This window comes from Candidatus Cardinium sp. cByotN1 (assembly GCF_022810525.1).
Lineage (GTDB): Bacteria > Bacteroidota > Bacteroidia > Cytophagales > Amoebophilaceae > Cardinium.
Genome location: NZ_JAACGG010000215.1, coordinates 1 through 338, shown reverse-complemented (window position 1 = coordinate 338; position 338 = coordinate 1). Strand labels below are relative to the sequence as shown.

Here is a 338-nt window from a genome sequence, read left to right as displayed (position 1 = left end):
GTATTCCATATCACTGAAAAAGAGAGTGGCCTGCCGTACTTTACGGATCTAGAATTGGATACCATAGAACTGAGGAAGTTCAGTAAGGACCCTAATGAAGACTTAACCAGTTTATTGCAGAAAATAAAAAACACGCTGGATATTTGGACCGCATTTCTGACTAGAAATGACTTGCTCAACAAAGACAACTTACCCGAACCATTAGCTAATGAGAAGCTTAAGAAAGCCTTGCATCTATTAGACACCATGAACTTTACCGATCAGGAAAGAATGGCTTACGAAGATCACTTAAAATGGCTCAGAATAGAAGCTAATACTATAGAAAAAGCTAGAAATGA

The 338-nt window shown here is 37.9% G+C and carries 1 protein-coding gene; it reads left to right on the top strand.

Features of this window, described 5'->3' with window-relative positions; genetic code table 11:
* On the top strand, positions 1–338 hold a 338-nt coding region (locus MUW73_RS04485), incomplete at both ends, for an Rpn family recombination-promoting nuclease/putative transposase (protein ID WP_243575337.1).